The organism is Marinicrinis sediminis (genome assembly GCF_042685085.1).
In the GTDB taxonomy this organism is placed as follows: Bacteria; Bacillota; Bacilli; order Paenibacillales; family KCTC-33676; genus Marinicrinis; species Marinicrinis sediminis.
In genome coordinates this window covers 54,678-67,632 of record NZ_JBHUMM010000044.1, presented here as the reverse complement: position 1 = coordinate 67,632, position 12,955 = coordinate 54,678, and the positions used below count along the sequence as shown (strand labels likewise).

At 49.1% G+C, this 12,955-nt stretch carries 15 protein-coding genes; 11 read left to right on the top strand and 4 right to left on the bottom strand.

The window, feature by feature from the left end; translation table 11 throughout:
• Window positions 1–97: 97 nt before the first annotated feature.
• Complete coding sequence (locus ACFSUC_RS18115; protein ID WP_379931055.1) at window positions 98–718, bottom strand: HD-GYP domain-containing protein; 621 nt, start codon at window positions 716–718, stop codon at window positions 98–100.
• 262 nt (window positions 719–980) lie between these two features.
• Here ACFSUC_RS18115 and ACFSUC_RS18110 point away from each other — a divergent pair, with 262 nt between their 5' ends.
• The 8 genes from ACFSUC_RS18110 (at window position 981) to ACFSUC_RS18075 (ending at window position 6,614) form a co-directional block, all read left to right on the top strand.
• Window positions 981–1,835, top strand: coding sequence for a carbon-nitrogen hydrolase family protein (locus ACFSUC_RS18110; protein WP_379931054.1), 855 nt, complete (start codon window positions 981–983; stop codon window positions 1,833–1,835).
• Between the two features lie 140 nt (window positions 1,836–1,975).
• Window positions 1,976–2,839: a DUF72 domain-containing protein gene (locus ACFSUC_RS18105; protein ID WP_379931053.1), complete on the top strand. Its 864-nt coding sequence runs from the start codon at window positions 1,976–1,978 to the stop codon at window positions 2,837–2,839.
• Window positions 2,840–2,910: 71 nt separating this feature from the next.
• Entirely contained in the window at window positions 2,911–3,633 is a 723-nt protein-coding gene (gene deoC, locus ACFSUC_RS18100; RefSeq protein WP_379931052.1) for a deoxyribose-phosphate aldolase, read from the top strand.
• A 195-nt stretch (window positions 3,634–3,828) separates the two neighbouring features.
• The gene (locus tag ACFSUC_RS18095; protein WP_379931051.1) at window positions 3,829–4,113 is read left to right on the top strand and encodes a hypothetical protein; all 285 of its coding nucleotides are present in this window, start codon (window positions 3,829–3,831) and stop codon (window positions 4,111–4,113) included.
• 221 nt (window positions 4,114–4,334) lie between these two features.
• Window positions 4,335–5,162: an aldo/keto reductase gene (locus tag ACFSUC_RS18090; protein WP_379931050.1), complete on the top strand. Its 828-nt coding sequence runs from the start codon at window positions 4,335–4,337 to the stop codon at window positions 5,160–5,162.
• A 155-nt stretch (window positions 5,163–5,317) separates the two neighbouring features.
• Window positions 5,318–6,004, top strand: a complete 687-nt coding sequence (locus ACFSUC_RS18085; protein ID WP_379931049.1) for a DUF421 domain-containing protein — start codon at window positions 5,318–5,320, stop codon at window positions 6,002–6,004.
• Window positions 6,005–6,058: 54 nt separating this feature from the next.
• Window positions 6,059–6,292: a hypothetical protein gene (locus tag ACFSUC_RS18080; RefSeq protein ID WP_379931048.1), complete on the top strand. Its 234-nt coding sequence runs from the start codon at window positions 6,059–6,061 to the stop codon at window positions 6,290–6,292.
• Between the two features lie 4 nt (window positions 6,293–6,296).
• The gene (locus ACFSUC_RS18075) at window positions 6,297–6,614 is read left to right on the top strand and encodes a hypothetical protein (protein ID WP_379931047.1); all 318 of its coding nucleotides are present in this window, start codon (window positions 6,297–6,299) and stop codon (window positions 6,612–6,614) included.
• Window positions 6,615–6,667: 53 nt separating this feature from the next.
• Here the strand turns inward: ACFSUC_RS18075 and ACFSUC_RS18070 are convergent, their stop codons facing one another.
• Complete coding sequence (locus ACFSUC_RS18070; protein ID WP_379931046.1) at window positions 6,668–6,796, bottom strand: hypothetical protein; 129 nt, start codon at window positions 6,794–6,796, stop codon at window positions 6,668–6,670.
• 116 nt (window positions 6,797–6,912) lie between these two features.
• Here ACFSUC_RS18070 and ACFSUC_RS18065 point away from each other — a divergent pair, with 116 nt between their 5' ends.
• The gene (locus ACFSUC_RS18065; protein ID WP_379931045.1) at window positions 6,913–7,806 is read left to right on the top strand and encodes a TIGR01777 family oxidoreductase; all 894 of its coding nucleotides are present in this window, start codon (window positions 6,913–6,915) and stop codon (window positions 7,804–7,806) included.
• A gap of 52 nt (window positions 7,807–7,858) precedes the next feature.
• The gene (locus tag ACFSUC_RS18060; protein WP_379931044.1) at window positions 7,859–8,368 is read left to right on the top strand and encodes a ferritin; all 510 of its coding nucleotides are present in this window, start codon (window positions 7,859–7,861) and stop codon (window positions 8,366–8,368) included.
• 178 nt (window positions 8,369–8,546) lie between these two features.
• Here the strand turns inward: ACFSUC_RS18060 and ACFSUC_RS18055 are convergent, their stop codons facing one another.
• Both ACFSUC_RS18055 and ACFSUC_RS18050 read right to left on the bottom strand, forming a co-directional pair.
• Window positions 8,547–9,194 (bottom strand): copper amine oxidase N-terminal domain-containing protein, encoded by a 648-nt coding sequence (locus ACFSUC_RS18055; RefSeq protein ID WP_379931043.1) that lies wholly within the window; start codon window positions 9,192–9,194, stop codon window positions 8,547–8,549.
• A 123-nt stretch (window positions 9,195–9,317) separates the two neighbouring features.
• Window positions 9,318–10,676, bottom strand: a complete 1,359-nt coding sequence (locus ACFSUC_RS18050) for an MATE family efflux transporter (RefSeq protein WP_379931042.1) — start codon at window positions 10,674–10,676, stop codon at window positions 9,318–9,320.
• A gap of 319 nt (window positions 10,677–10,995) precedes the next feature.
• On the opposite strand from ACFSUC_RS18050, the gene ACFSUC_RS18045 reads away from it, so the two are divergent.
• Entirely contained in the window at window positions 10,996–12,906 is a 1,911-nt protein-coding gene (locus tag ACFSUC_RS18045) for an LTA synthase family protein (RefSeq protein WP_379931041.1), read from the top strand.
• Window positions 12,907–12,955 lie beyond the last annotated feature (49 nt).

Here is a 12,955-nt window from a genome sequence, read left to right as displayed (position 1 = left end):
GCCTGTTGCTTGCAACAGGTCTTTTTCATACAGTGAACGTTATGCTTTTTCAGCTAGACTCATCGCAACATGAGCGGACACTGAAGGGGACAAGACATTATCTTTTGGACCGTTCCCCTTCGACGACCAGGCGGATCATATAGGAAAAATGCTCTACGATTTCGGCATCGTACAGAATATCGCTCCAGGTGTAGAGCTCGTCCAGCATCGTATCCAGGGAACGAATATACGGATTGGCCTCCCGGGTGATGACGGCAAAGGAGTCAATAATGCGCAGGACCCTGACCTCATAGGAAAGATGTTGCCAGTCCAACTGGTATGGATAACCACTGCCATCCAGATTCTCATGATGGTACAGTATCATTTCTTCATGGACGTTGGATATATTCAGTGAACGCACAATGTTCATGCTGAGAGTCGGGTGCTGCTTGTATGCTTGCCAGGCGTCTGCATTCAGGTAAATATCCTTCAACCCATTCTGGGGAATATGCAGGATTCCGATGTCATGCAGGAGCACCGAGCGGATAAAAGGCAGTTTCTCTTCCTCATTCATTTGACTGGCTTCAGCAAACAGCAGGGCAAGCTGTGCGGTCGTAATCGTATGCAGGTACGTATGTCGATGGTGTTGGTACAATCTGCGTAGCAAGAAATCGATGGATTCGTCTATGTATGGCTTCAAGCCGTGGAAGTGAACCCACTTTGTTGATTTGCTGACCATGTGTTTGTCCCTCCTTTACGAACAAGATTCGTTAAGTATATTGATTTTAGTACCCTTTTTTTATACATTTGAATCAATCTTTCATCTTGGAACTGGAAAATCAGACGATCACAGGCAATACGTATTCGGACATAACAGCCCTGCACGGCCGTTCAAGGACAAGCCGACGCGAGTCAGTCCAATGGAAGACATGCGTATCCTATCAAATAAAGAAACGAGAAAGACGTCATCCAGCAGACGGCAGGAAGGGGTTCTACATCTGATGAAGTTACGCACGGCCGCGGTACAATATCACTTGCACTCGATTGACAGCTTTGACCAATTTGCTGCCCAGATTGAGCATAGTGTAAAAACCGCAAAAGAATTTGAGAGTGAGTATGTGCTGTTTCCGGAATTCGTGACTACCCAGTTGCTTTCGTTGGGCAGCTTGACGACGAACAGGCAGATACAGAAGCTGCCAGATTATACGGAAGACTATCTGGCGTTATTCAGAAGCTTGTCCCGTCATTACGGGATGTATCTGATCGGAGGCACGCATGTCATTCGTGAACAGGGCAAGCTTTATAATGCCGCTTTTACCTTTACACCGGAAGGGACGGTTCATGAGCAGCGCAAGATTCACATCACACCCTCCGAGGTGAAGGAATGGCAGATTGCAGGGGGAAATGACCTGCGAATCATTCCGACTGAAAAAGCAAACATCGCTGTTCTGACCTGCTACGATATCGAATTCCCGGAAATTGTGCGCATGGCCCGGGCAAGGGGCGCAGATATCATCTTCTGTCCATCGTGTACGGATGATCGACATGGTTTTCATCGGGTTCGGTATTCCTGTCATGCCCGAGCTGTTGAAAATCAGATCTATGTCGTGACAACAGGGACGGTAGGGGCGCTGCATACCGTTGATTTTATGAGAGCGAATTATGGTCAGGCTGCTGTGATCACACCGAATGATATTCCTTTCCCTCCTGGAGGGATACTCGCGGAAGGGGAATTCAATCAGGAGATGGTAATCGCAGCAGACCTCGATTTGCAGCTGCTGTACCAGGTGAGAGAACGCGGTTCCGTGACCACGTGGCGAGACAGGAGAACAGATATGTATCCAGACTGGTCTTAATATACCGTTAGCCTGTCCGGAATCGACCAACTTTAAACATCGCATCGGAGAAGATTGTCGGTTCAATCGCCCTGCATTAGAAACGTAAGGAAAACAAGGAACCAGGGAATGCAAGGATTTGCGAAGAAGGGAGGCTGTTCATGATTGAGATTGGATTAACAGGTTGGGGAGATCATCCTTCCCTCTATCCTACCCCTGAGCTGGCCAAGCACAAATTGAAAAGCTACAGCGCCCATTTCCCGATTGTCGAACTGGACAGCTCGTTCTACGCGATTCCTTCGGCCAGAAACGTCGAAAAGTGGGTGAAGGAAACACCTGAACGGTTCGGATTTATTGTGAAAGCCTATCAAGGCATGACCGGACACACACGGGGCAAGCAAATCGCTGCCGAGCAGGAGCCGCTTTCGGAGTTGCTTCGTACCTTTCGCGAAGTGCTGGAGCCGATGCGGAGTGCAGGCAAACTGAAGGCCGTCTTGTTCCAGTACCCGCCTTGGTTTCGATGTGAGAAGAATAATGTGCAATTGCTTCGCTATACAAAGGATCAGATGGCGGATTGGCCCTGCGCCCTGGAATTTCGCAATCAGAGTTGGTTTCGTGGGGAAATGAGGCAGAAGACGATTGATTTTATGAAGAGCGAGCAGTGGATGCACAGTGTGTGCGACGAGCCGCAAGCTGGAGAGGGCTCGATTCCCATTGTACCCGTCACCACCTACTCGCCTTGCACGATCGTTCGTTTCCATGGTCGGAACACATTTGGGTGGCTCGACCGCAAGACAACCGACTGGCGAGCCGTGCGTTACCTGTACCGTTATTCACCAGCCGAGCTGGCAGAATGGAAGGAGCGACTCGTTGCGCTGGAACAGACTTGCGAACAGTTATGTGTCGTATTCAACAATAATTCTGGCGGTGATGCTGCAGACAACGCGAAGCAGCTCATGGAACAGTTGAATATTCAATATACGGGTCTTCACCCCAGACAACTGGAATGGTTTGATGAGTGGTAGTGCAAGCTAGAGGTAACCAGAGTGAGCAAGTTGTTTCGATGAATGGCTGAAAAATGACAGGAGATGATAGGATGTCGAATACCGCGGTAAGGGCGGATCAGATTGATCATACGTTGCTCAAGCCTGATGCGACCCGGGAGCAGGTAATGAAGCTTATTGAAGAAGCTAGGGAGCACGGATTTGCGTCCGTCTGTGTCAACCCGCGATGGGTAGAGACAGCTGCCCGGCAGTTGAAGGGAACGGCAGTAAAGGTATGTACGGTAATCGGGTTTCCTCTGGGTGCAACCCTGACAGAGGTGAAGGCTGCTGAGACGAGCATGGTCATCGCCCAAGGGGCACAGGAAGTAGACATGGTTCTTTCTATCGGAGATCTGAAGGATGGCAATCTGGACGGTGTAAGAAGGGATATTGCGGCCGTTGTAGAGGCTGCCCGGGGACAGGCACTGGTAAAAGTCATTATCGAGACGTCCCTGCTGACAGATGAAGAGAAGAAAAAGGCCTGCACACTGGCGGAGGAAGCGGGTGCGCAGTTTGTCAAAACCTCAACCGGATTTTCAGGTGGGGGTGCAACGGTTTCAGATATTCGGCTGATGAAAGAGACAGTAGGAGAGAGATTGGAAGTCAAGGCATCGGGCGGCATTCGCACGAAAGAAGATGCCGGGGATCTGATCGCTGCTGGAGCAAGTCGCCTTGGAGCTAGCTCCGGCGTGAAGATTATCGGAGGCGGCGAGAGGGACCAGACTGCGGCACAACCATCGACACCATCCCAGCCATCCGAGAACGAAGCGTACTGATTTTCTTTTTTCAGCAGAAGCAGAAGCACAAAGGGTAATGAATCTGGAAGGAGTCAAGGGCTGGAGAACGGGTTCATGTTTGCCAGCATAAAGTTTGTCGTCTTGCTCCATGCTAATCATACACGATGGCCAGGCGCGATCTGAATGTACGCGGCCGCACTATCGTGATGGTCAGTCAGAGAGGGAGGATGCAGCATGAATATCAAGGATTCCAGCTTGCAGTCGCAAAATCCATTATCCCAGGCCCAGCGTTCGATGGAACGTGTTCACCATGCCGTCTGCCAGGCCCAGTCTCATCCAAACGAGCAGACGATTGCCCAAGCCTATCAATCGATGGAGCATGCTGAGCAGGCTTGCAATCAGGCAGCGCATTACAGCAATAATACGATCGCCGTATCCGAGGTACAGAATCAGCTGTCTGAAGAGAAGCAAAAACTTGCCCAGTGCCAGCAGCAGTTTGATGATCATCACCACGGATAACGAACAGTCGCTTCATGCAACTCCGAACCGTGTAGCTCAGAGCGGTTGTACAGAGTGAAACAGAGACTTCGGTGCAGGTGATGACCGAAGTCTTTTGGCGTCTTTTGGCCTGCACGGACACCTCGTTTGCAATGGACAGGCCAGATTGTTAAGATGGGCTTACATCGGGTACGTACAGTTTGAACATCAACTGTACAACACAAGAAGGTGAGGGATATAGGATGATGAGATTAGAAGATCGTACAACGTTGAATAACGGGGTGAAGATGCCCTGGTTTGGTCTGGGGGTATTTAAGACCGAAGAAGGCGCAGAAGTACAGCAGGCTGTAAAAGCGGCGATTGAAGCCGGTTATCGAAGTATTGATACAGCTGCGATCTATGGCAATGAAGAAGGGGTGGGCACTGCCATCAAGGAATCCGGCGTGGACCGGCAATCCCTGTTCATTACGACAAAAGTATGGAATGCGGATCAGGGCTATGAAGAGACCCTGCGAGCCTTCGAAGAGAGCCGCAAGAAGCTTCAGGTGGATTATCTCGACTTGTACCTCGTTCACTGGCCTGTGAAAGGCAAATATGTGGATACGTATCGTGCCTTGGAGAAGCTGCACAAAGACGGTCATGTTCGAGCGATTGGCGTTAGCAATTTTAACGCGCATCATATCGAGGATCTGTTGCAGCAATGTGAGATCGTTCCAGCGGTCAATCAGGTAGAATACCACCCGCTTTTCCAGCAGAACGAATTGCATGCGTTTTGCAAGAAGCATCACATTCAGCTGGAAGCATGGGCGCCGCTGGCTCAAGGACAGTTACTGGACCATCCGAAGCTGCAGGCGATTGCAGACAAGCATCAAAAAACGATTCCTCAGGTCATCTTGCGTTGGGACTTGCAACAAGAGGTCGTGACGATTCCGAAGTCCATCAAGGCTGAGCGCATACAGAGCAATGCGGATGTGTTTGATTTTGAATTGGATGCGTCAGACATGGACACGATTGCTTCCTTGAATGAGAACAAGCGAATTGGGCCAGACCCGGACAATTTTGACTTTTAATTTCATCCTTCCGCCTTTTCATTTCTACCGTGCAGCACGCCAGGTAGAAATGAAAAGGCTTTTTTGTTGCGCTCGTTTACGCATCCGCTGTTTCGTCAACAATGAGAAAGAAAAGCGATGACCGAACAGCAGGGTGAAGCGGGAGGAAGGAAAGCATGCCTTTTGTACAGATTGTCGTTGAGCTGTTAATTGGATTTGTTCTGTTGTTTTTAATGACCAAACTGCTGGGCAAGACCCAGATTCAACAAATTACCCCGTTCGATTTTATTTCTGCACTTGTACTGGGCGAACTGCTGGGAAACGCCATTTACGATGAAGAAGTGGGTCTCACTTATATTTTCTTCGCCGTGCTGGTATGGGGCTCTCTGATGTACCTGGTGGAATTCATCGAGATCAAGTCGCTCTCGCTACGTGGTTTTCTGGATGGCAAACCGGCGATCCTGATTGCAAAGGGCGTCATGGATCGGCAGACACTGGGTAAAAATAAAATTAGTGTGGATCAACTGAAAAATATGCTTCGGCAAAAAGATATTTTTTCTGTGCAGGAAGTGGAATATGCCATTTTGGAAACGAGCGGTACGCTGTCCGTGATGAAAAAAGAAGCCTATGAAGCCGTACAGAAGAGGGACCTTCAATTGACGCCGGGGCCGGAAGCGTCACACGCGGAGTTGCCGCTGACAGTCATATTAGAAGGGAAAGCCATGACGCATGATCTGCATCGCAGAGGATATAGTGAGGATTGGCTCTTGCAAAAGCTGAAGGAAAAAGGCTATGAAGGCATGCAGGGTATATTCTTTGCAGAATGGACGGATGAATATGGACTGTATGTGGTGGAACAATAAAGCTTCACAGGTACACGCAGACCGCTGGGTAAAGATGAAAGGAGACATGCTGCAATGAGTTCAATGACACTGCTGCTGCTCGTGGTACTGATCATCGTGATCTCGGGTATTGGCATTTGGTATACCGTCAAGGTGGGGCGGGAGCAGCCGGTCGAGCATGACGGGGACGTGTCTCAAGCCCGTATGAAGCATAAACTGTCTCGCAATCCTGTTCTGCTGGCTTATGCGCTATTTCCGGTATTGGTTATTTTGGGCGCTATATTCATTTACTTGTTCACAGGGGGGTAAGAGGGTGAAGAAGATGTATTACGTATCGGTGCAGGCTCATTCCGTACTGGAAGAGAAAGGAGCCGCCAGCTTTGAGTTTGAGATTATGGCAACCGACAGGGAGATCGAGAAATTGTCCGCCTTGTTCGAGGATGTGGAGCAGGCAGAGAATGCGACCTTTCGGCAAACCCCTGTCCCCTCCGTGCCGTATCATGAGCTGGATGATGCTAATGACTTCTATGACAGCACGCTGTGTGAGGTCTATGCCAAAATTCACGAACTGGGAACCACGCAGACCAGACAGCATATTGAGAGCATGAACATTCTGGAGAAAACCGAGTGAGTAATCACCCGGTTTTTTTGTGCGTGTTCAAGGCTTGATGGTATGGGAAGGGCTTATCGGTTACATTCATTCTTCTTCGGGATGTGTCCCAAAAATGGCTGGTGCTGTTCGGAATATTGATCGATTCGGCTGGGATTACTCTTGCCGCCGTCTTTTTTCGGTGCGCTGTTTCTTCCGCTCATGTGACTCCCTCCTTTCCCTGTTAGGATGACTCCGATTCAAAATGGCATTCGATGAGGTAAAAGTTTACAATGAAACAGAAGAAGCTGATGATTCCAAGCGGTAGGAGGGGATGTCCATGCGGATATTGATTGGCGGTGCAAGCGGGTTTATCGGTCAGCGACTGATGGCGCGCTGCAAGCAGGAGGGCTACCAGGTGACCACCCTGACACGAGGCCCGACCAGACAGGCATCATATGGACTTGCGGCGGTGAACTGGGATGAGTTGCTGACACATCAGGAACAACTTGAAGGCGTGGACGTGATTGTGAATCTGGCAGGGGAGACGATCAGTCAGAGGTGGACAGAAGACGCGAAGGAGCGAATCTTGCAGTCCCGTCTGGAGACGACTCATGCCATTGCCAGACTGGTGGCCGGAATGACACACAAACCAAAAGCCGTGATCAACAGCTCGGGGATGAATGTATACGGCACCTCCCTGTCCAAAAAGTTTGATGAAACCAGTACGGACCGGGGAGACGATTTCCTGGCTGAAGTGGTGCAGAAGTGGGAAGAAGCGGTGGATACCATAGAAGTGGAGAGACGCGTGAAGCTGCGTACGGGATTGGTGCTGGGCAGAGAAGGGGGCGCGTTACCGAAAATGGTTTTGCCTTACCGCCTGTTTGTCGGGGGGCGAATTGGCAGCGGTCGACAGTGGCATTCCTGGATTCACATCGAGGACATGGTACGGATCATCCTGTTTGCCATCGTACATGCCGATCTGGAGGGTCCCGTCAATTGCACGACTCCCAAACCGGTTACCAATGATCAGTTTGGTCGTACAATCGCGGGTGTCCTGCATCGCCCCCATTTCCTGCCTGCCCCGGCAGCAGCCTTCAAGCTCATGTTTGGCGAGATGTCCCAGCTGCTGCTGGAGGGACAGTATGTGTATTCATCCAAGCTCAAACTGCACGGATTTGACTTCCAGTATCCCGACCTGAAAAGCGCGCTGACGGATTTACTTGGGCGCTAATATGTTATACTATTAACGGAGCAAATGACCTTTGGAAGGAGTTGGCATCCACATGTTAAGCGACAAATTACTGGCTGAACTGAATCAACAAATGAATTTTGAATTTTTATCTTCTCATCTCTATTTGGCGATGGGAGCGTATTGTCAGCATGAAAGTTTGGATGGCTTCGCGAACTTTTTTATCGTGCAGGCAGAGGAAGAACGCTTTCATGCGATGAAAATTTTTGATTTTATCAATACGCTTGGCAAACGGGCGGAAGTAACAGGTTTTGAATCGCCGAACAATACGTACACATCAGTGCTGGATTGCTTTGAAAAGGCATATGAGCATGAGAAAATGGTGACAAAGCGTATCTATGATCTATCCGATCTGGCATGGAATGAACGGGAACATGCCACCATCAACTTCCTGAAATGGTTTATTGATGAGCAGGTAGAGGAAGAGGCGCTGTTTGACGGCATCATTCAGAAGCTCAAGCGCATTGACAAAGACAGCAATGCCTTCTTTATGATGGACAGTGAATTTGCCAAGCGGAGCTTTACCCCTCCTACGGCTGAATAGTACCAGTAGCACAAAATGTAGGATCAGACAGGAAAAAGCTTGCCAATGGCTCGAAATCAATCGGGCAACGGCAAGCTTTTTTTGTTCCTGTTTTCTTCTTGGCCAATCAGCATCGGCCATTGTCAGAGCGGTTGTCTAAGCGAAATCCCGCATTGTTGACCGTGACGGTAGGATCGTATTATTCGGACTCGTTATGCAAATCGAGCACGTCTGAGTTCAGTACGCCATCCACATTTCCGTCGATATCCGCCTCTACATTTACATTCGAGCTTTCTTCACTGCCTACACTCAGTGCCGCATCCACCCCGGCATTGAGAATAATATGATTTTCATCTCCATCCCACGCGACACTGGCACCGAGTCCTTCCGCGGCAAAGCGTACCGGAATGAAGATACGTCCATCCTGAATTTCAGCTTCTGTATCCATCATGATACGGGTGTCATTTTTCCACATTTCATTGTCACCCAGTGTGATCTTGATTTCTGTGTCTCCCTTAACCATCATCGTGGTCTGAGTCTCACTGTCCCAATAGATATCTCCTTCGCTTACACCCATGGCTTCAGCAAAGAATCGGACGGGAACCATCGTTCTGTTATCCTGGTTGATATAAGGCAGGGGCTCATCTACCGGATTTGCATAGAGGGAGCCATTGATCATAAAGTCTATAGAAGCATGGACATTTGCATCGGCTGATGCATGATCCTCACCTTGATGCCCATTTGCAAAAATGGACTGGGCCGGCAATGCCATCATACTGCAAATGGCTGCGGTCGCAATCAGTTTCTTGCCTGTCTTCATCGGGTTGACGAGTGCGTTTTGCTTCACAAATGATACCTCCATTGACTTTCCTGATTTGAATCGAGCATGTCGATCCATGCTCCCTCCTTACCCGTCGAGGTTTGGAATGAATCGAAAATCAGGAAATCAGCAGTCAAGATCAAGCCAGGATCAGGTCTGAGCCTTGTCTGTGTCCAGTACCTTGATCTTCTGCCAGCCTCCGTAGCGGTAGTACCCGGCCGCGATCAGACTGCTCAGAACAAAGCTGATCCCGATCCCCAGGGCGATTCCCTTGCTCCCCATCCATAAGGAGAAACCGTAAGCCAGTGGAAAACGCAATGCCCAGAAAGAGACGAGGTTCAAGATGAGCACTTGCAGCATCGCGCCAGATGATCGGGCGATGCCGTTCAGCACGAAGTTCAATCCGAGAAATGGGTAAAAAAACGCAATCAGCTGTAAATATTCCACGCCGTAATCGATCGTGGCCGAATCGGACACGAACAGACGAATAAGGAACTCTGCTCCCAAAAAAACGAGGAGACTGATCGTTGTGGATACCGCAAAAATCAATACGGCTCCCTGTCGGGCAATCTGATGGACCCTTGACCATATTTGTGCCCCTACATTTTGTCCCGCCATACTGTTGACGACTGAGCCCATCGTAAAAGCAGGAATCATGATCAGGCTCTCAATTCGGGACGCTGCGCCGAACCCTGACACGACATCGCTCCCAAATCGGGATACAACGGCAAGAATGGCGACCATCCCGCTGGAGATAGCCATCATCTGCAAGCCGCCCGGCACCCCCAGCTTAAGCACTTGCATGCCATGCTGCCGGGAAGGCAGGCTGGGCCATTGGAAGGGTACGTTCCGCTTCTTCACCGAGAAGCCTAACCCGTATAGAAAGGCCGCTCCCTGAGCCACGATGGTGGCGTAGGCGGCACCTGCCATGCCCAGATCGAATCCGGCAATGAACAAAGGATCGAGTACGGCATTGAGCAGGACCGCCATGACGACAAAACGAACGGGGGTCTTGCTGTCTCCCATTGCTCGCAGCACCGTGCTGACGTAGTTATAGCCCATCAAAAATAAAATACCTGCAAAATGAATCTGCAAATAAATGCGTGCATCGGCGATGAGATCGGGAGGAGTTCCGAGCCAGTCCAGCAAGGTAGGAGTCAGGATGAATCCCGCAAGTCCAAGGAAGATCGCCAGCAGACTAAGGATAAACGAAAAGGCATTTAGCGCTTTCTGCATCCCGGCTTCATCTTTTCTTCCCTTATACTGGGACAGCACGGTCAGCGTGGCACCGTTGATCCCAATCATGAAGGAGAGGACCGAGAAAATGATAGGCGCCGAGATGGCGACCGCCCCGATGGCGTTTTTCCCTAGCAAATTCCCTATCCACAAACTGTCGATAAATTGATAGGAGGCTTGAAGAAGATTCGCAATGAAGGTAGGCCATGCGAACCACAGCATCTTCTGAAGTAACGGTCCTTGTGTAAAATCCATGCGCTCATCCTGGGTCATGGGACGAAAAACCTCCTGTTGATTCGTATACTGTATTCTACCATAAACAAGATTCAGCATCGGCAGCAGTCACAGGGCAAGCCCCTGCGTGTTGTGACCTGTATTTGTTTTGTAAGGAAGAGCCAGCGGGATCAATCTCGAGAAAATCAATGAGAAAAATGATTGGAAGCCTTTACATGCCTGCTATTTGAAGAAAATAGCACACAAGGGCGCTTATTTGTACTTCGCATGTTGCAACTTTTTGCTTTACAATTCGTTAATATATAGTGACAGTTGTAAAAAATAGGTTCTCTCAGGAAAACTAGGAGGAATTTCACATATGAAATGGATAAAAAAATGGGCGATCAGCAATGGGTCCAGATTGTGGCTGTTTTATGCGGCAATCGGGATGATCTGGTTTAAAACCTATATGGTTCAGCGGTTTCAGCTTGATCTGCCAGTTGAATCGATGTTCCAGGAGTTTATTCTACTCATAACCCCGATCAGTTCATCGCTGCTGCTGCTTGGTTTTGCTCTGTTGTTTATGAGGAAACGAAGCAACCTGGCCGTCATTTTGGTCTCTGTCTTTACGTCGGTTATTTTGATTGCAGACTTGATCTACTATCGTTTCTACACGGATTTTATTACGTTGCCAGTCCTGTTCCAGACGAAGAACATGAGCGACCTCGGAGGAAGCATCTGGGAGCTGTTTCATTTTACAGACCTGTGGATTTTCCTAGACACCATCGTGTTGCTGGTATTGGCGTATGGGAAGAAGGTTCCACAGATTCGCATTCATCGTCCGGAGCTGGTGTCCGTATTCGCCATGGCTATTCTGGTCTTCTTCGTGAACTGGACGATGGCGGAAATGGTTCGTCCACAGTTGCTCACCCGTACATTCGACCGCAATATTGTCGTAAAGAGTATTGGCAGTTACAACTATCATCTCTATGATGTCGTCTTGAATTCGAGAATGAAATCGAAAAAGGTATTTGCAGACAGCGAGGATCTGGTTGATGCGGAGAGTTATTTGAAATCAAGCCCGCAAAACTTGCCTTCGGAACTGCAAGGCATTGCGAAAGGGAAAAATGTATTCCTGATTTCCCTGGAGTCTCTGCAATCCTTTGTCATAGATCGAAAGATGTTTAATCAGGAAATCACCCCGTTCTTAAATGATTTAATAGAAGACAGTTTCTATTTTGAGAACTTCTATCATCAGACGGGTCAAGGAAAAACGTCTGATGCCGAATTCATCATCGACAATTCCCTGTATGGTCTGCCGAGCGGAGCGGTTTACTTCACGCATGCGCAGAATTCGTACACCGGTACGCCTGAGATGCTCAAGGAAGAGGGCTATACCTCAGCGGTCTTCCATGCCAATGACGCTTCCTTCTGGAATCGCGAGCTTATGTATGACAGTATGGGTTATGATGAATACTTTGCGAAGCCGTATTATACGATCAATGAAGAGAATTCGGTCGGCTGGGGGCTGAAGGATATTGAGTTCTTCGAACAGTCCATGCCGCTAGTCAAGTCATTGGAGAAGCCTTTCTACGCGAAGTTTTTGACGCTGACCAATCACCATCCATATGTGATTGAACCAGAGGATGCCATGATTCCGAACTTCACATCAGGGGACGGTTCCTTTGACCGCTATTTTGCGACTGTCCGTTATCTGGATGAGTCCATGAAGCGATTTTTTGAGGAAGTCAAGGCAAACGGCCTGTATGAGGACTCGATCTTCGTGTTGTATGGTGACCATTATGGCATTTCAGAGAATCATAACCGGGCGATGGGAGAATTCTTGAACAAGGAAATTACGCCTTATGATTCCGTGCAATTGCAGCGTGTTCCGCTGATCATTCATATTCCCGGCACAGATGGGGAGCGAATCGATACCGTTAGCGGACAGATTGACATTAAGCCGACGATTCTGAATCTGTTGGGTGTAGAAACACCGCACGGGATGATGTTCGGGCACGATCTGTTTTCCGCCAATCATCCGAATGCAGCGGTATTGCGTAATGGAAGTTTTATCGCTGAAGATGTACTGTATGCACAGAATACGTGTTATGACCGGGAGACAGGCGTAGAAGTGGAAGATGAAGCCTGTGATCCATATCGGGAAAAAGCGGAAAATGATCTTCGCTATTCAGATGAGATTATTTACGGCGACTTGTTGCGCTTCATGCTGCCGGATTCGGACATGACAGAATCAGAGGCTGATGTAGAGGTTACGCCTACTCCATAGTTCATATTCAGAGACAGGCTGCTAAGGCGGCCTGTCTTTTTGCTTGTGT